The sequence below is a fragment of the Neobacillus sp. YX16 genome, assembly GCF_030123505.1.
Classification (GTDB): Bacteria; Bacillota; Bacilli; order Bacillales; family Cytobacillaceae; genus Neobacillus.
In genome coordinates, this window is record NZ_CP126115.1 from 671,894 (window position 1) to 690,721 (window position 18,828).

Genomic DNA, 18,828 nt, shown 5'->3' on the forward strand with positions numbered 1-18,828 from the left:
AATGGATACAAGAGTAGAAACAAATCTTGAAATCGTGCAATCGCGAGTGGAAAGTCATATTGACACATTGAGTACCTTTACTGCCACACCTGGTCATGGTACCACCCGGCTTACTTATAGTTCTGAAGATTTACAGGCTCGTCAGTATATAAAAGGGAAGATGAAGGAATACGGTCTGACCGTTCGTGAAGATGGATTTGGCAATATTTTTGGAAAGCTTGATGGAACATTAAAGGATGCGCCAAGCGTCCTAGTCGGTTCTCACTTTGATTCCGTCCCAAATGGTGGTTCCTATGATGGTCCTGCGGGAGTGGTAGCAGGTCTCGAGGTAGCTGCACTTTTTGCAGAGAACCAGTTAAAGCCAAAATATCCGTTAGAAGTGATTGCATTAGTTGAAGAAGAGGGTGCGCGATTTGGCGGAGGATTAATGGGATCTCGCGGAATTGTGGGCTTACTAGATGAGGAAGATTTTAAAAGTTTAAAAGATAAAGATGGTATTAATGCAGTGGAAGCGATGAGGGAAATCGGGCTCGATCCTTCCCTTCCTAAAAAGAGGGACCCTAAGACGATGAAGGCCTATCTGGAATTGCATATTGAACAAGGTCCGATCCTTGAAGAAAAGGGTATTCCAATTGGGGTGGTAGAGGCTATTGTTGGCTTAACTCAATTAGAAGTTACCGTAAAGGGGCAGGCCGGACATGCCGGGACAACGCCAATGGATCGCAGGTCGGACGCATTAGTCACCGCTGCTCAAATGATTGCACAATTCCCTCACCTTGCGGATTCGGAGGGGAATGGTACGGTTGTCACAACAGGAAGATTGAATGTTTTTCCGAATGGAGCAAATGTCATTCCTGATAAAACTGTGTTTACAGTGGACATTCGTTCAGGCAAGGAAGAGAATGTTTTGAATGTAATACAAAAAGTGAAAGAATTAGCAGGTTCATATAGTAGTAGAGGAATTGAAGTGAGTGTTGAGCAGCTTCTATATATTCAACCAAAAGAAATGAACAGGGATATTGTCTCTCTACTAAAGAAAAAAACAAGTGAACTAGATATACCTAAGTGCTCTATTAACAGCGGTGCTGGTCATGACGCGATGGTCTTTTCCGATTTTACAAATGTGGGCATGCTGTTTATTCCGAGTAAAAATGGGTTAAGCCATTGTCCGGAGGAATGGTCCGATTCACGTCATATAGCAAATGCTGTCCAGATACTTTACGAGGCAGCCAAAAAGTTAACGGAGGCGGAATAGTAATGATTCATGCAAAAATAAAAGAAGCCATTCAAACATATAGTGATGAACTAACACAATTACGTCGGCTGCTTCATAGTGAGCCTGAGGTATCCTGGGAGGAGTTCAAAACTACTCAATTTGTTTGCGAGTACCTTGATCAATTAGGAATTTCCTATCGAAAAGCCGAACCCACAGGTGTGATTGCGGAAATTCAAGGGGGAAGGCCGGGTAAGACGGTTGCCTTGAGAGGTGACATGGATGCATTGCAGGTGGAAGAACTGAATAGGGATCTAGAATATGCCTCCAAAGAGGATGGAAAAATGCATGCATGCGGTCATGATGCGCACACCGCCATGTTATTAATTGCAGCTAAAGCGCTAAATGAAATAAAGGAAGAATTGCTGGGTAATGTACGACTATTGTTCCAGCCGGCAGAAGAAGTAGCAGAGGGAGCAAAAGCGTTGGTGAAACAAGGAGCAATGGAAGGAGTGGATAACGTTTTTGGTATTCACATTTGGTCTCAAATGCCAACGCACAAAGTAGCGTGTACCCCTGGACCGTCCTTTGCTTCAGCAGATTTATTCAAAGTTACGTTCAAGGGTCGAGGCGGACATGGAGCCATGCCTCATGCATGTATTGATGCCGCTATCGTAGCCTCATCCTTCGTCATGAATGTACAAACTGTTGTTTCCAGAACCATTGATGCCCAACATCCTGCTGTTTTGACGATTGGAAAAATGGTCGTCGGTACAAGGTTCAATGTAATCGCAGAAAATGCAGTAATTGAAGGGACAGTCCGCTGTTTCAACCCTGAAACGAGAAATCATATTGAAGTGCAGCTCCAGCATTACGCTGACCAGGTTGCTGCGATTTACGGTGCAACCGCAAAGGTAGAATATATTCGTGGAACCAAAGCAGTAATTAACGATGAATACAGTGCAAACCTAGTTCAAAATGTTGCCGCAGAAGCATTTGGGGATGAAGTGGTTTATAACGAAAAACCAACCATGGGCGGGGAAGACTTTAGTGAATACCTCGACCGTGCACCAGGCAGCTTCGCACTAGTCGGAAGCGGAAATTCCGATAAAGACACAGAATGGGCCCATCACCACGGTAAATTCAACATCGACGAAGACTCCCTCGCCACAGGAGCAGAACTCTACGCGCAATATGCTTGGGCTTACCTAAATCAGTAAAGTTAAGAGTAAACTATTAAAAAATAAAATGGATACCGCCGTTGGCGGTATCCATTTTATTTTGACTGTCCTCCTGAGGTGGGCAGTGTCCACGGACGGTGAACACCTTTTGGGTGTCACCCTGGTGACAGGCACCGTTTATTTCTTCCTTACAAACTCTCTTTCTTCTCCGTATGCTAGTGGAGTAACTTCTGTCTTTTTATAATCCTTTAAAAGTTCTTTTAACTCGTTGTCTCTATCAATCATAAATTCCACTACTGGGAAAGCTGCCAATAATTGTACTAATGATTCAGGCGAGGCTGCTGTTTCAGTTGTGGGGAAGGTGTGGCTCGGAATTACATATTTTACATTTAATAGATTCCTGACAGCATAGGCAGCTTCCTTCGGACCCATTGTAAAATGACCGGATGAAGAAAGGATGGCAATTTCGGGCTGATAAACATCCTGAATTAGCTTCATGTCTGCCATTAAGGAAGTGTCGCCTGAATGGTAGAGGGTATAATCATCCTTGAAGGCAAAAATATATCCCGCTGACTCCCCAGCATATACAGGAGTACCCGTTGTTTCTCCATATGAGGAAGAGTGTCTTGCCTGAACCATCGTTACGGTTACATCATCAAACGATACCGAACCACCAAAATTAATAGGAAGGACATTTTTAATCCCTTGTTGCAGAAGAATTAATGCAAGCTCATATTGAGCGACAATCATAATCTCTGGCTTGTGTTCTACTATTTTAGATAATCCGCTCGTATGATCAAAATGACCATGTGTTAGAAAAACACAGTCGATAGATTGATAAAAGTTGGCAGTGTTTAATTCCTCAGGAAAACCAGGATTCAAATCAAAAAAAGGATCGATTAAATAATTTTTCCCTTCATTACTCTTTAAAACGTACATAGCATGTCCAAGACGTTGAATCTTCAAAAAAACATCCCCTTTAACCATTCAAATAGAAGTCATAGCCATTCTATTATGAATACTAGAGAATAAGAACTAGAACTCATGATGCTAGTTCGAATCTTTGTTTTCGCCGGTAAACTACCTTTGATAATAAAACACTGCACTCGTATAAAAAGATGAGTGGAATGATTACTAAAATATCTGATAGTAAGTCCGGGGGAGTGATTAATACTGCGGTAACGATGAGTACAAAATAGGAGTATTTTCTGATCTTTTGCAATCGGTATGGGTTCAATACACCAAGACTTGTCAGGAACATAATCACCACGGGAAGTTCAAACAAGAATCCAAATGGCAGTGTCATATGAAGCAGGAACTTAAAATATTTTTCTGTGGTAAAGAAGGTCATAAACATATCCTCCGACAGGGAGAGAAGGAATTGAAAAACAATCGGAAAGATTACAAAGTATCCGAAGCTAATTCCCACGATAAAAAGTAGGAATAAGGCTGGGATGTAGGCAAGTGTGACTTTCCGTTCCATTTCCTTTAATGCTGGACGAACAAACAGCCAAATTTGAAAGGCGGCTACAGGGATAGTCCCTGTAATGGCAATGACGCAGGATAGCAATAAATACACCCATAAAATATCGCTAGGACCTAAAATGGCCAATTTAACCTCTAAATCCTGAACTAGCCATTGATAAATATCCTCTACATAAACAAAGGCTAAAATGAGCAAAACCATAAAGGTGCCTAGTGTGATAATGAGCCGTTTACGTAATTCTTCGAAATGACCAATTAAATCCATATTCTGTGGTTTAGACAATGGTTTCCCTCCTTAAAAAAAGATGCAAGCACAACCTGCTGCCCGCATCTTCCTTAGATAAAATTTAAATCGTTTTTTCCTCTTTTTTGGACTGTTCTTTATCGGTGGAATCATCCGAGACCAAATCACGCGTTGATTTTTTAAATTCCTTTAGGGTTGAGCCAACAGCACGACCTAGTTCTGGGAGTTTTGATGGCCCGAAAATGATTAGTGCGATGACAAGAACCAGAATTAAGCCCGGAATACCAATGTTTTGAAGCATGGAATAACCTCCTTAGATAGCTTGTTTTGTCTTTTTTCGTATATGCCCAAAACTAAAAAGCTTATATTTGGCTTTATTTTTACAAAGATGACAACGAAAGCTTTCTTCCTCTGCGATTAACTTCACGTGAGGAATAAACATAAGCTTCAAGGCATCTCTTACGTGGTTTGAACAAACGAACATGATGAGAAATGCTCCTTCCACATTTTCTTACTTAAAGCTTCCACCCTGTACCGCTATTAAACAAGAACGCCCAAATGTTTGATTAGGGTATAGATTCCAAGTGCTAGGATGCTGCACATCTAGGAATAAAGTTTTTTCGTCTGGTGTTAACCATGGACCTGTTAGTTCACTGCCTTTTGGACCTGAGGCAAATTGGAAAGGTTCGCCGTATTGTTTTCCATCCGTTGGAATCATGAATACACCACAGTTTTTATAAGCAGCATATTGATTTGTTTCTGATGCACCAAAATCCTCCACAACCCATAAGTTCCCTTTGCTGTCAAAGTGAAGGTTGTCTGGGCAAGTAATCCCGCTTTGCTGTCCGCCGGAAACAAATACTTCAAACGTGAAGGCTTCACTAGCATGGTCGCCATTTGCAGGAACAAATCGAACAATTTGTCCATGGAAATTACCGTGACCTGTATTGTTTGTTAAGGCTAAGAAGACAGATCCGTCATGAGGGTGAATTTCCACGTCTTCAGGACGATCTAATAGCGTACCACCAACCGCTTTTCCTGCTGCACGTGCATTCGTTAAGACATCAGCTTGATCAGCAAACTGTCCTTGAAGCTTAGAATTTGCTGCATGATCGAGAGCAATCCATTTTTGCTCTTTCATACTGGCCACATATAAAGTTCCGCTTTCTAAAATATCGAAATTGGCTTCACGATTGGAAGGATTAAACTTCTTGCTGCTAATGAATTTGTAGAAGCATGCATCGCCTTTATCATCTCCCATATAAACGACAACTCTGCCATCGTTGGTTAGGCCCATTGCTGTATTTTCATGTGCAAAGCGTCCGAGGGCAGTATGCTTTCGTACAGTTCTTTTTGGATCAAACGGATCAACTTCGACTACCCAGCCGTAATGTTCATCGGTAAAATTCGGCCAGCCATAATCATCGCCATATTCTGTGTTTTCTTCACAAGATAGAACGGTATTCCATAAAGTACGTCCGCCGCTGCAGTTTCCTAAGGAACCAACTACAGTGGTAGCGCCGCCTACATACTTGCTTCCGCGTGCAGGACCGGTTAATTCAATTAGAGTATTGCCATCGACACGTCGATTATATGTATCATCTACTACTAGCTTCCATCCGTTCTTTTCTTTTTTAACGTGGATGACGGAACCGCCGACAGCTTCTTTTTCCATTTTTAGAAGTTCAGGATAGTTTGCTAGATTTTCCTTTTTAAAAGTAGATTCATTGATTCCTAGCACTTTCATATAGTTTTCCGGTTCAGGGAATTCGTGATTTACCCAAATCAAACCTTCTTCAGAATTGTTACCACCTTTTAAGCTATCCATTGGAAAATAGACTGTAAGATCGGCAGCATCCCCAAATTTTTCTCCCAACGAGTTAATCTTATCGCCATAAGATGCGATAATGGAGTAGTTGTACCCATTAGGAAGTACCACATCATTTTCCCAGGTACGACTAATTGGTTTGAAGGGTGATGTAAGTGACTTGCCCTTTCCAGACGGCTGACCATTCATTAAATGGTCTCCAGTCATAGCGTTTCCTGTTAAGGCTCCAATCCCAGATGATGCGGCAACTAATGCGGCAGTACTACTTCCAACATAGGTTAAAAATAAACGGCGATCCATACAATCATTCTCCCCTTTGATTCGATTATGTAACTTACACTATGATTATAGGCAGTCAAAAACCGAATGTTAATTAAGGGAGTGTAAAGATTTGTTAAGAAACAATAAATTACTTTAATTATCTGTAAATTTAGTAAAGACCCATCGAAAAGATTAGATTTGTAACGTAGAGTATAAATTGTGGATATTAATCATTTTGTTGTGTGAATTTTTTTGTCAGGTAATTGAATAATAAGAAGAACCGTGAATGGAGGGTAATAAAATTATGGAAGGTTTTCACCAGAAACCAAATATTTATGTCGGCGAAGTCAACATAAAAGTGAAAAATTTAGACAATGCACTAACCTTTTATCAAAATATTATGGGGTTTCAGGTTCTTGAAAAGACAGAACGGAAGGCTGCATTAACAACAGATGGAAAAACAACATTAGTGACTCTTGAACAGCCGGAAAATGTGATTCCGAAAGAAGGACGAATGTCAGGGCTTTATCACTTTGCTATTTTACTGCCAAGCCGTGCGGATTTATCCGTCTTTTTACGTCATTTTCTAGGAACGGGATACCCGCTTGGGGCAGCCGATCATTACGTCAGTGAAGCGCTCTATATAAATGATCCTGATGGGAATGGGATAGAGGTATACCGAGATCGTCCTTCAAAGGAATGGACCTGGAAAAATGGTTTGGTGGATATGGCAACAGAGGAACTGGATGGGAATAGTATCCTGGCAGAAAGTGATGCGGAATGGAATGGATTGCCAGCAGGTACAGTCATGGGGCATATCCATCTTCATGTGGGAGATTTGCAGAAAGCAGAAGAATTTTACACAAAAGGGCTGGGATTTGAAGTCGTCAGTCATTATCCGCAAGCACTCTTTTTGTCAACAGGACGATACCATCATCATATTGCTATTAATACTTGGCAGGGAGTGGGGGCACCAACTCCACCACAAAATAGTGTGGGTTTAAATTGGTATACCCTCGTTTTTCCGGATGAGGCGGCTAGAGAAACAGCGCTTCAACAACTACAACAGCTAGGGTCGTCAGTGCAAAAAGAAACAGATTATTTTGTAGTAAGCGATCCATCTGGAAATCAGATTAGATTGGTAATCTAAAAACTTTATTGAAGCCTATTCCCTGTGAAGCTCAAAGGAATTGGGCTTTTTTTTTATTGGATGAAATTGAAAAAATATCCAATGTTAACTTTCGTTATTTCGGTGAATGTGGTATAGTACATTACAACAGTAATGTACTATACCAGAAAAGAGGAAAAGGATTGATTCTTAATATGGACGGAAGCAAGCCGATTTATTTGCAAATCGCAGAATGGCTGGAGAGAGAGATTTTGAACGGGAATTTTGGCAGTGACCAAAAAATTTACTCGCAGTATCAGCTCGCAGAGTTGTTTACGATTAATCCAGCAACTGCTGCGAAAGGCTTAACTCTTTTGGTGGAGGAGAACATTCTGTATAAAAAACGGGGACTTGGAATGTTTGTTTCGCCAAAGGCGAAAGAAATTATCATTAGCAAACGGAAAAATCAAACCTTAAAAAAATTAGTTTTTGAAATTGTCATGGAAGCCGGACGGTTGGATGTGAGCAAAGAGGAATTAATTCAAATGATAAAGGATGTAAATACAGGGGAGGCGGGGGAATGAACGTTATTGAGTGCAGGGGATTGACCAAAGATTATGGAAGAACAAAAGCGTTAAATAATCTATCTTTTACCATTGAAGAAAAAAAGATTACGGGTTTAGTAGGTCGTAATGGGTCGGGTAAAACGACTCTGTTAAAAATCATTGCCGGTTTCTTGCGAGAGACTTCAGGTGAAATAAAGGTCTTTTCAGAAAAGCCGTTTAATAATCTAATGGTCTCCTCCAATGTCATTTATATTAATGACCAAATGAATTTCCCGACAGCATTAACATTGAAGGAAATACTAAATGTATCAGCAACTTTTTATGAAAAATGGAATCAGAAGCTCGCTAGCCGTCTTTTTGACTATTTTTCTTTCCATTCGACGCACTATTACAACGATCTTTCTAAGGGGATGAAAAGTACATTTAATATGATCGTAGGATTATCTGCTCGATGTGCTTTAACGATGTTTGATGAACCCGCTACTGGTATGGATGCGGCCGTCCGCAAAGACTTTTATCGTGCCTTACTTAAAGATTATATCGCTTATCCCCGTACCATTATACTTTCAAGTCATCACTTAGATGAAATTGAGGATTTATTAGAAGATATCCTCCTCATTAAAGAGGGAAGAGAGCATCTGCATATGCCGATAGGAGAATTAAAAGAATGGGCTATTGGCATCCAAGGATTGACTGAGAACGTGAACGAATGGACTAAGAATAAAGAGGTCATTTATTCGAAGAATATCGGATTAGATCGCACGTATGCCGTCGTAAGAAATACCCTTTCTGATAATGAAAAACAACAAGCCAAGGCAGCAGGTCTTTCTCTAACGCCAGTATCCTCTAGTGATGTGTGTGTGTACGTAACAAGTAAAACCAAAGGGGGAATAGATGATGTCTTTATCTAAGATTAGTTTGCTGGATGTTGTTAAAAAGCAATTTACGTTTAAATTAACCGCGTATAAACAAGTATTTATATCGCTCATTTTTATCCAGTTATTAGCGGTGTTTTTCTCTTTTAACGGTGTTGGAATGATGGGGTCGAGCAGTGAAAGTGTTGAAATAGATATTCAGTTCTATTCTGCTGATATGGTTATTATTTTTACAATAATATGGGCTCTTATTACAGCGATTCTGATCACAACAACACCCTATAAAAATGATGATTTTACATTTGTGACCAATCGATTAAGCAGTAATCTTTCAAACATGCTATTTTTACTAACGGGAAGTATCGTTGGTGGAATTACGGCGATGCTATCAACCTCATTAATGAAAATTATCATGTACTTATTTGGCGGCCAGGGATATATTGCCGCGAATCATTCACTTTCAGAAGTAGTAATTGGATACAGTTCAACCATTCTCTACATTTTACTCTTTTCTGGGCTTGGGTATTTATTTGGAACACTGGTGCAAATAAGTAAGATTTTTGTGGTATTGATCCCAGGAATTTTTATCGGAGCGGGAATCCTTGGTGCGGGTAGTTTGGGCTTTGAATGGGTGAAAAGCATCTATCAATTTATATTTACTGAACCATCCATTTTACTGTTTGTTCTGAAGGTACTGATAGTTGTTGCTTTGCTTTTTTCTAGTTCCATTGCAATATCAAATAGAATAGAGGTGAGGTAATGACTTTTCTTCTACCTTTTCTTATAATCTTCATCATTATCTTAGGTATTGTAAGAATTTTGAGAAGTGGCAGGACGAAAAAAGTTCTCCAGGGAAGTCGTTTACGCTGGATGTTAGGCGGATATGTTGCTATACTCCTAATTTGTACCGGTGTAAGTCCCTTGCTTCCTGATGAAGAGGTAATTTACAAAATCATCAATAATAGTCAAGACATAGATAAAGAAAGCACGGAGTTATATGAAGCAGCGAATGAGGGAAATATCGATAAGATAGACAATAAATACATCAATAAGCGCTGGAGTTTCGGTTACGAGGAGCAAGAACTTACCATTGCAACCGAAAACGATGAACTTATTAGTACCGCAGTAATGGTGGAGAGAAAAACGGAGAATGATGGTAAAATTGAAGCAATTCACTATAAAACACGTTCAGGCGTAAATAATATGGAAATAACAGAACTAGAAAAACCGATTCGCATAGAACTAAATGAAAATACATTAACAATAAAGAATCCAGAAAAAGGTAAACTCAAATTCTCCCAATTTCAACAAGCATTCACAGTCAACCAATTCACAGGAGAAAAACCCTTCAGGCACGCAACCATGTTTTATGGTGGAACCAGCATCCTTTACCTAAAAGTACCTAAAGACCTAAAACTAGTCGATCACTCCAATATCAACTATCAATATATAGAATAGGTAGAGATGAAATGGTGATGAGATGGTGATGAGATGGGTGCCTGTCACCGTCCGTGGACAAATACACCGATTTGTCCACGTGGGGTGGACAGTTTCGTCTAAAAATCGAGCAATATTGTTGTAATGGGATTTTCTCAGAGAGGAGCTGTTCATTTGAATATGGAATTACACCAAAAACGTATTAAAGAAATGTGCGGAACAGTCTCCTTTAAACGAGGAGATTCTTTTTATAGAGCAGGTAAAGTGTTTTTTGATTATTATAGTCCAGAGCGTTGTGAGGCAACGGTAAAAGGTACCGAGGATTTCTATGTCACTGTAAGTATAGAAGAAAGTGGTGATATGCGTACATCATGCAGTTGTCCTACCCTTGCATCCGTCAAAACAGATTGCCAGCATATTGCAGCTGTGTTACTCGCTATTTATGAACACCAACAGCAAGGAACAACGCCTATTGTTCAAAGTGATGAACATGTTGATTCTTCAACTAAAAAGGCGTTGACCACTGGATTACTCACCCTTTTCACAGAGCAGCCTAGACGAAAAAGCGGACATCAGCTTCATTTTGAGAATAGACAAGTTCTGGAGGCGAATTTTCTCTGTAAACCAGTGAAAATGGGGAAGGGACGTAACCTGTTAGGAATAGAAATGGAGATTGGACACGTTAAAGTGGAGAATATCCGCCATTTTTTAGCTAAGGTAAAAGAAGGGAAGCAAAGCGCTCTTTCAGAAACTTTCACCTTTAACCCAAACCATCATTGCTTTCAAAGAGAGACGGATGATGTCATTCAACAATTATCCCATGTGCTGCAGGATGAAAAAATGTATGTAAGCACCATGACAAACGAATTTGATGATATGTACAGTCCTGAGCAGTTACTCATTCCGCCATCCTCTTGGGAACGACTCTTGTTGTTATTAGTAAAGGCGCCATTAGTGCAAGTAGCGAATAAGGGGGAAACGTTTGAGGGTCTTGTTCTAACGGAAAAAATTCTCCCTCTAAAATTTACTTTTGGATCCTCAGCAGGCAGGGGCTATCATTTGAGGATTAAAGGGCTAGATCATTTATCCATACTAGATTCTTATCACTTTGTTCTATATAAGGGCAAGTTTATTAGGCTTGAAGAAACAGATTGCAAACGATTAGCTGACCTTAAAGAAATGTTAGAGGATTCGAAAACAAATCAAATAGAGATCCCGCTTGAGCAAATCGATTATTTTATAGAAAGTGTGGTCCCTGGTTTAAAGAAACTTGGCGAGGTTGAATTACCTCGAAATTTATCGAACTCCTATAGGACAGTGCCTTTAGTTGCCAAACTTTATTTGGATCGATTGAAAAATCGACTGTTAGCGGGTTTAGAGTTTCATTACGAAAATATCATGATTAACCCGCTGGAAAACAGAGAAATACAGAATGGCCCATTATTAATAAGGGACGAAGAAAAGGAAGATCAAATACTCCAATTGATGGAAGAAAGCTCATTTGCTCGCACGGACAGTGGTTATTTCTTGCATAATGAAGAGTTGGAATATGAGTTTTTATATCATGTTGTTCCGAAGCTGCAAAAGCTTGTACAAATTTATGCAACAACAGCCGTCAGGAACCGGATATTTAAGGAAAATACAATTCCAAAGATTAGAGTAAAAGTAAAAAAAGAGCGAACCAATTGGCTGGAATTTAAATTTGATATGGATGGAATCCCTGAGAGACAGATAAAAGAGCTTTTATCTGCGCTTCAGGAAAAAAGGAAATATTATCGATTGAGGAACGGAGCGCTACTCTCATTGGAGACGCGAGAATTTGAAGAAATCCAACGCTTTCTGCAAGCAGCACCTGTACAGGCGGAGGATCTTGAGGCAGGGTTGAATGTTCCAATCGTTCGAGGATTAAAACTGCTTGACTCTGTTGAAGATAACTCAACATTTACACTTGAGGAATCGTTCCGTCAGTTTTTGGATACCATCCATAATCCAAGTAGTATGAAGTTCGAGGTGCCAGAATTAGTTAAACCAATTTTAAGAGACTATCAAGTCCAGGGGTACAAATGGTTGAAAACTCTTGCCAATTATGGATTTGGAGGAATTCTTGCAGATGATATGGGACTGGGAAAAACAATTCAAAGTATTAGCTATATCCTTTCAGAACTTTCGCTTGTTCGGAATAAACAGCTTCCGATTCTGATTGTCTGTCCAGCATCGTTAACCTATAACTGGCTAAGTGAAATCAATAAATTTGCTCCAGGAGTGCAGGCTGTCATATTAGATGGGGATAAAACAGAGCGAAAAGCTAAGCAAAAACGAACCTCTGATTTTGATGTTGTCATTACCTCTTATCCTTTACTGCGTAAGGATATCGTGTGGTACGAAAAGCAAACCTTTCATACTGTGTTTTTTGACGAAGCCCAGGCTTTTAAGAATCCTATTACGCAAACAGCAAGAGCAGTTAAGAAAATACAAGCGGATTACCGTTTTGCGCTAACGGGCACCCCAGTGGAAAATTCTTTGGAAGAGTTGTGGTCCATCTTTCATGTGGTATTTCCAGAACTATTCCAAGGGCTGAAGGAATATAGCCACTTAACGAGAAAACAAATCGCAAGAAGGATCCGTCCATTTTTACTTAGAAGGTTGAAGGAAGATGTTCTAGCTGAGCTGCCTGAAAAAATTGAATCTGTCGACTTAGTGGAGTTGTTGCCAGAACAGAAGAAACTCTATGGGGCATATTTAGCGAAACTAAGGCATGATACGCTGAAGCATTTAGATAAGGACACTCTTCGGAAAAATAAAATAAAAATCCTCGCAGGGCTGACGAGGCTGCGGCAAATCTGTTGTCATCCAGGTTTATTTGTGGACGGTTATAAGGGAAGTTCTGCAAAGTTTGAGCAATTACTGCGGATTATTGAAGAATCAAAGCTTGCGGGAAGAAGAGTGTTGATTTTTTCGCAATTTACAAAAATGCTCCAGCTTATCGGAAGAGAAATGGCAATTCAAGGGATGCCTTTCTTCTATCTTGATGGACAAACTCCATCAGAGGAACGGCTTGAACTTACAAATCGCTTTAATGCAGGAGAACGTGATCTTTTTCTCATATCCTTGAAAGCAGGAGGAACGGGTCTTAATTTAACTGGGGCAGACACGGTTATCCTTTATGATCTATGGTGGAATCCGGCGGTAGAAGAACAAGCAGCAGACCGAGCGCACCGGATGGGACAAACAAATATTGTCCAAGTTATCAAATTGGTTGCGCGAGGCACAATCGAGGAAAAAATGAATGAACTGCAGGAAAAAAAGAGAGAGTTAATTGAGGAAATTATCGATTCAAAAGATAAAGGAAGTTCTTCTCTAACTGAGGAGGATATTCGAGAGATATTAATGATTTAGATCTTTCTAAAAAAAGGTTTTATTGCGGCTAGAAATAAATAGAAAAGCAATCAAGGAAAAGATACCTCATAATTAGAGGTCCCTTTTCCTTGCGATTTTATTGTTTCAAATATGTCCGCTTGCCAGCTTTTAAATCGATTTGGGAGAAGAGTAGTAACTTTTTTTAAATAAAATTTACAATTCTATTGATTTTTTAAAAGTATAATAGTAATATAGTAAATCTGACGAGGGAACAAATCGAAAACAGATCGATTCTTCATCAGTGAATAGAATAGAGATTGATATATTGAATGTGATTTAGTAAAATGAATTCTGTTGTCGATTTCGAAAAGATATTTTAAAAAAGTAATTGACACGATTGAAGTGAGATGTTATATTGATAACCTGCTTCAAAAACATTGCTCTTTGAAAACTAAACAAACAAGAACGTCAACAAACAATTTTTTAGCTTTTTAGAAAAGCTAAGCCAACGTAACAAAATGAGCTATATCAACTTTCTTGGAGAGTTTGATCCTGGCTCAGGACGAACGCTGGCGGCGTGCCTAATACATGCAAGTCGAGCGAATCTTGAGGTGCTTGCACCTCTTGGTTAGCGGCGGACGGGTGAGTAACACGTGGGCAACCTGCCTGTAAGACTGGGATAACTTCGGGAAACCGGAGCTAATACCGGATAATCCTTTTCCTTTCATGAGGAAAAGCTGAAAGTCGGTTTACGCTGACACTTACAGATGGGCCCGCGGCGCATTAGCTAGTTGGTGAGGTAACGGCTCACCAAGGCGACGATGCGTAGCCGACCTGAGAGGGTGATCGGCCACACTGGGACTGAGACACGGCCCAGACTCCTACGGGAGGCAGCAGTAGGGAATCTTCCGCAATGGACGAAAGTCTGACGGAGCAACGCCGCGTGAGCGATGAAGGCCTTCGGGTCGTAAAGCTCTGTTGTTAGGGAAGAACAAGTATCGGAGTAACTGCCGGTACCTTGACGGTACCTAACCAGAAAGCCACGGCTAACTACGTGCCAGCAGCCGCGGTAATACGTAGGTGGCAAGCGTTGTCCGGAATTATTGGGCGTAAAGCGCGCGCAGGCGGTCCTTTAAGTCTGATGTGAAAGCCCACGGCTCAACCGTGGAGGGTCATTGGAAACTGGGGGACTTGAGTACAGAAGAGGAAAGCGGAATTCCACGTGTAGCGGTGAAATGCGTAGAGATGTGGAGGAACACCAGTGGCGAAGGCGGCTTTCTGGTCTGTAACTGACGCTGAGGCGCGAAAGCGTGGGGAGCAAACAGGATTAGATACCCTGGTAGTCCACGCCGTAAACGATGAGTGCTAAGTGTTAGAGGGTTTCCGCCCTTTAGTGCTGCAGCTAACGCATTAAGCACTCCGCCTGGGGAGTACGGCCGCAAGGCTGAAACTCAAAGGAATTGACGGGGGCCCGCACAAGCGGTGGAGCATGTGGTTTAATTCGAAGCAACGCGAAGAACCTTACCAGGTCTTGACATCCTCTGACACTCCTAGAGATAGGACGTTTCCCTTCGGGGAACAGAGTGACAGGTGGTGCATGGTTGTCGTCAGCTCGTGTCGTGAGATGTTGGGTTAAGTCCCGCAACGAGCGCAACCCTTGTTCTTAGTTGCCAGCATTCAGTTGGGCACTCTAAGGAGACTGCCGGTGACAAACCGGAGGAAGGTGGGGATGACGTCAAATCATCATGCCCCTTATGACCTGGGCTACACACGTGCTACAATGGATGGTACAAAGGGCTGCAAGACCGCGAGGTTTAGCCAATCCCATAAAACCATTCTCAGTTCGGATTGTAGGCTGCAACTCGCCTACATGAAGCCGGAATCGCTAGTAATCGCGGATCAGCATGCCGCGGTGAATACGTTCCCGGGCCTTGTACACACCGCCCGTCACACCACGAGAGTTTGTAACACCCGAAGTCGGTGGGGTAACCGTAAGGAGCCAGCCGCCTAAGGTGGGACAGATGATTGGGGTGAAGTCGTAACAAGGTAGCCGTATCGGAAGGTGCGGCTGGATCACCTCCTTTCTAAGGATAATGCAGTCCTTGTGGACTGATAAAAAGTTGACTGTTACTTGTTTGTTTAGTTTTGAGAGTGCAATTTTCTCTCGAAACATTTGTTCCTTGAAAACTAGATAATCGTAAGAAGAAGTCAAAGTAAAACCGAGATTTGCCACTTTAGTTTTTCTCTCTTATTAAATAAGAAGAGTATAACCTTTTAGGTTAAGTTAGAAAGGGCGCACGGTGGATGCCTTGGCACTAGGAGCCGATGAAGGACGGGACTAACACCGATATGCTTCGGGGAGCTGTAAGTAAGCTTTGATCCGGAGATTTCCGAATGGGGGAACCCACTGCTCGTAATGGAGCAGTATCTTTACCTGAATACATAGGGTATTGAAGGCAGACCCGGGGAACTGAAACATCTAAGTACCCGGAGGAAGAGAAAGCAAACGCGATTCCCTGAGTAGCGGCGAGCGAAACGGGACATAGCCCAAACCAAGAGGCTTGCCTCTTGGGGTTGTAGGACACTCAACATGGAGTTACAAAGGAACGGGGTAGATGAAGCGGTCTGGAAAGGCCCGTCATAGAAGGTAAAAACCCTGTAGTTGAAACTTCGTTCCCTCCTGAGTGGATCCTGAGTACGGCCGGACACGAGAAATCCGGTCGGAAGCTGGGAGGACCATCTCCCAAGGCTAAATACTCCCTAGTGACCGATAGTGAACCAGTACCGTGAGGGAAAGGTGAAAAGCACCCCGGAAGGGGAGTGAAATAGATCCTGAAACCGTGTGCCTACAAGTAGTTAGAGCCCGTTAATGGGTGATAGCGTGCCTTTTGTAGAATGAACCGGCGAGTTACGATTACATGCAAGGTTAAGTTGAAGAGACGGAGCCGCAGCGAAAGCGAGTCTGAATAGGGCGATTTTAGTATGTGGTCGTAGACCCGAAACCAGGTGATCTACCCATGTCCAGGGTGAAGTCCAGGTAACACTGGATGGAGGCCCGAACCCACGCACGTTGAAAAGTGCGGGGATGAGGTGTGGGTAGCGGAGAAATTCCAATCGAACTTGGAGATAGCTGGTTCTCTCCGAAATAGCTTTAGGGCTAGCCTCACGTTGTAAGAGTCTTGGAGGTAGAGCACTGTTTGGACTAGGGGCCCTCATCGGGTTACCGAATTCAGACAAACTCCGAATGCCAAAGACTTATCCGTGGGAGTCAGACTGCGAGTGATAAGATCCGTAGTCAAAAGGGAAACAGCCCAGACCACCAGCTAAGGTCCCAAAGTTTACGTTAAGTGGAAAAGGATGTGGAGTTGCTTAGACAACCAGGATGTTGGCTTAGAAGCAGCCACCATTTAAAGAGTGCGTAATAGCTCACTGGTCGAGTGACTCTGCGCCGAAAATGTACCGGGGCTAAACGTAACACCGAAGCTGTGGATTGACATCTACGATGTCAGTGGTAGGAGAGCGTTCTAAGGGCGTTGAAGCTAGACCGTAAGGACTGGTGGAGCGCTTAGAAGTGAGAATGCCGGTATGAGTAGCGAAAGACGGGTGAGAATCCCGTCCACCGTATGCCTAAGGTTTCCTGAGGAAGGCTCGTCCTCTCAGGGTTAGTCGGGACCTAAGCCGAGGCCGAAAGGCGTAGGCGATGGACAACAGGTTGATATTCCTGTACCACCTCTTTATCGTTTGAGTGATGGGGGGACGCAGGAGGATAGGGTAAGCGCGCTGTTGGATATGCGCGTCCAAGCAGTTAGGCTGGTAAGCAGGAAAATCCGCTTACCGTAAAGGCTGAGCTGTGATGGCGAGGGAAATATAGTACCGAAGTTCCTGATTCCACACTGCCAAGAAAAGCCTCTAGCGAGATAAAAGGTGCCCGTACCGCAAACCGACACAGGTAGGCGAGGAGAGAATCCTAAGGTGTGCGAGAGAACTCTCGTTAAGGAACTCGGCAAAATGACCCCGTAACTTCGGGAGAAGGGGTGCTTTTTGAGGTGAATAGCCTCGAAGAGCCGCAGTGAATAGGCCCAGGCGACTGTTTAGCAAAAACACAGGTCTCTGCGAAGCCGCAAGGCGAAGTATAGGGGCTGACGCCTGCCCGGTGCTGGAAGGTTAAGAGGAGGGGTTAGCGCAAGCGAAGCTCTGAATCGAAGCCCCAGTAAACGGCGGCCGTAACTATAACGGTCCTAAGGTAGCGAAATTCCTTGTCGGGTAAGTTCCGACCCGCACGAAAGGCGTAACGATCTGGGCACTGTCTCAACGAGAGACTCGGTGAAATTATAGTACCTGTGAAGATGCAGGTTACCCGCGACAGGACGGAAAGACCCCGTGGAGCTTTACTGTAGCCTGATATTGAATTTTGGTACAGCTTGTACAGGATAGGTAGGAGCCTGAGAAACCGGAGCGCTAGCTTCGGTGGAGGCGTCGGTGGGATACTACCCTGGCTGTATTGAAATTCTAACCCGCACCCCTTATCGGGGTGGGAGACAGTGTCAGGTGGGCAGTTTGACTGGGGCGGTCGCCTCCTAAAGAGTAACGGAGGCGCCCAAAGGTTCCCTCAGAATGGTTGGAAATCATTCGCAGAGTGTAAAGGCACAAGGGAGCTTGACTGCGAGACCTACAAGTCGAGCAGGGACGAAAGTCGGGCTTAGTGATCCGGTGGTTCCGCATGGAAGGGCCATCGCTCAACGGATAAAAGCTACCCCGGGGATAACAGGCTTATCTCCCCCAAGAGTCCACATCGACGGGGAGGTTTGGCACCTCGATGTCGGCTCATCGCATCCTGGGGCTGTAGTCGGTCCCAAGGGTTGGGCTGTTCGCCCATTAAAGCGGTACGCGAGCTGGGTTCAGAACGTCGTGAGACAGTTCGGTCCCTATCCGTCGTGGGCGCAGGAAATTTGAGAGGAGCTGTCCTTAGTACGAGAGGACCGGGATGGACGCACCGCTGGTGTACCAGTTGTCTTGCCAAAGGCATCGCTGGGTAGCTATGTGCGGACGGGATAAGTGCTGAAAGCATCTAAGCATGAAGCCCCCCTCAAGATGAGATTTCCCATAGCGTCAAGCTAGTAAGAACCCTGAAAGATGATCAGGTTGATAGGTCAGAGGTGGAAGCGTGGTAACATGTGGAGCTGACTGATACTAATCGTTCGAGGACTTAACCAATTTTTAAAAGCGAACTCGTTTTACAAACTTCTTCTGAAATTATCTAGTTTTGAGGGAAT

General features: G+C 42.8%; 12 protein-coding genes and 2 rRNA genes. 10 read left to right on the plus strand and 4 right to left on the minus strand.

Annotated features, from left to right (window positions below):
• The first annotated feature begins 1 nt into the window (after position 1).
• Both QNH48_RS03300 and QNH48_RS03305 read left to right on the plus strand, forming a co-directional pair.
• On the plus strand, positions 2-1,255 hold the full coding sequence (locus QNH48_RS03300; protein ID WP_283953757.1) for a Zn-dependent hydrolase: 1,254 nt from the start codon (positions 2-4) through the stop codon (positions 1,253-1,255).
• A gap of 2 nt (positions 1,256-1,257) precedes the next feature.
• Positions 1,258-2,433 carry an amidohydrolase gene (locus tag QNH48_RS03305; protein ID WP_283953758.1) on the plus strand — a complete coding sequence of 392 codons (1,176 nt, stop codon included), beginning with the start codon at positions 1,258-1,260 and terminating at the stop codon, positions 2,431-2,433.
• Between the two features lie 138 nt (positions 2,434-2,571).
• Here QNH48_RS03305 and QNH48_RS03310 read toward each other — a convergent pair whose 3' ends face one another.
• From QNH48_RS03310 to QNH48_RS03325, 4 genes are all read right to left on the minus strand, one after another.
• Complete coding sequence (locus QNH48_RS03310; RefSeq protein ID WP_283953759.1) at positions 2,572-3,360, minus strand: metal-dependent hydrolase; 789 nt, start codon at positions 3,358-3,360, stop codon at positions 2,572-2,574.
• A gap of 76 nt (positions 3,361-3,436) precedes the next feature.
• On the minus strand, positions 3,437-4,144 hold the full coding sequence (tatC, locus tag QNH48_RS03315) for a twin-arginine translocase subunit TatC (RefSeq protein ID WP_283955667.1): 708 nt from the start codon (positions 4,142-4,144) through the stop codon (positions 3,437-3,439).
• An 82-nt stretch (positions 4,145-4,226) separates the two neighbouring features.
• Positions 4,227-4,424, minus strand: coding sequence for a twin-arginine translocase TatA/TatE family subunit (locus QNH48_RS03320; RefSeq protein ID WP_095250470.1), 198 nt, complete (start codon positions 4,422-4,424; stop codon positions 4,227-4,229).
• Between the two features lie 210 nt (positions 4,425-4,634).
• Positions 4,635-6,251 (minus strand): PhoX family protein, encoded by a 1,617-nt coding sequence (locus QNH48_RS03325; RefSeq protein WP_283953760.1) that lies wholly within the window; start codon positions 6,249-6,251, stop codon positions 4,635-4,637.
• A gap of 247 nt (positions 6,252-6,498) precedes the next feature.
• Here QNH48_RS03325 and QNH48_RS03330 point away from each other — a divergent pair, with 247 nt between their 5' ends.
• From QNH48_RS03330 to QNH48_RS03365, 8 genes are all read left to right on the plus strand, one after another.
• Positions 6,499-7,362 carry a VOC family protein gene (locus QNH48_RS03330; protein WP_481858455.1) on the plus strand — a complete coding sequence of 288 codons (864 nt, stop codon included), beginning with the start codon at positions 6,499-6,501 and terminating at the stop codon, positions 7,360-7,362.
• A 161-nt stretch (positions 7,363-7,523) separates the two neighbouring features.
• Entirely contained in the window at positions 7,524-7,904 is a 381-nt protein-coding gene (locus QNH48_RS03335) for a GntR family transcriptional regulator (protein WP_283953761.1), read from the plus strand.
• On the plus strand, positions 7,901-8,797 hold the full coding sequence (locus QNH48_RS03340; RefSeq protein ID WP_283953762.1) for an ABC transporter ATP-binding protein: 897 nt from the start codon (positions 7,901-7,903) through the stop codon (positions 8,795-8,797). The genes QNH48_RS03335 and QNH48_RS03340 overlap by 4 nt, the downstream gene beginning before the upstream one ends.
• The gene (locus QNH48_RS03345) at positions 8,781-9,521 is read left to right on the plus strand and encodes a hypothetical protein (protein WP_283953763.1); all 741 of its coding nucleotides are present in this window, start codon (positions 8,781-8,783) and stop codon (positions 9,519-9,521) included. The genes QNH48_RS03340 and QNH48_RS03345 overlap by 17 nt, the downstream gene beginning before the upstream one ends.
• Positions 9,521-10,219 carry a hypothetical protein gene (locus QNH48_RS03350; protein ID WP_283953764.1) on the plus strand — a complete coding sequence of 233 codons (699 nt, stop codon included), beginning with the start codon at positions 9,521-9,523 and terminating at the stop codon, positions 10,217-10,219. The genes QNH48_RS03345 and QNH48_RS03350 overlap by 1 nt, the downstream gene beginning before the upstream one ends.
• Positions 10,220-10,372: 153 nt before the next feature.
• A complete protein-coding gene (locus tag QNH48_RS03355) occupies positions 10,373-13,594 on the plus strand; it encodes a DEAD/DEAH box helicase (RefSeq protein ID WP_283953765.1) in 3,222 nt (1,073 codons plus the stop codon).
• 495 nt (positions 13,595-14,089) lie between these two features.
• Positions 14,090-15,639 (plus strand): 16S ribosomal RNA (locus QNH48_RS03360).
• A gap of 193 nt (positions 15,640-15,832) precedes the next feature.
• Positions 15,833-18,769 (plus strand): 23S ribosomal RNA (locus tag QNH48_RS03365).
• Together the 16S and 23S rRNA genes form the textbook arrangement of a ribosomal RNA operon.
• The last annotated feature ends 59 nt before the right edge of the window (positions 18,770-18,828 follow it).